Here is a 250-nt window from a genome sequence, read left to right on the forward strand (position 1 = left end):
CGGCTGGCCCATCCGGACCAGAACAACGGAGTGCGGATGCTGCGCCGCGGTTACAACTTCACGGATGGTTCAGACGGCCTGGGACACCTCGACGCCGGGCTGTTCTTCATCGCTTTCGTGAAGGATCCGCGGACGCACTACGTGCCCATGCAACTGGCGCTTGCCAAGGGCGACACGTTGTCCGTGGAGTACCTGAAGCACACAGGTTCGGGCCTTTTTGCGGTGCCACCCGGAGTGCAAGCGGGTGGAT

General features: G+C 62.8%; 1 protein-coding gene. It reads left to right on the forward strand.

Annotation, left to right across the window (positions count from 1 at the left end; genetic code table 11):
- On the forward strand, positions 1-250 hold a 250-nt coding region (locus ACPYOG_RS20155), incomplete at both ends, for a Dyp-type peroxidase (protein ID WP_481295866.1).

Source organism: Leifsonia sp. HAY1-4F (genome assembly GCF_056755275.1).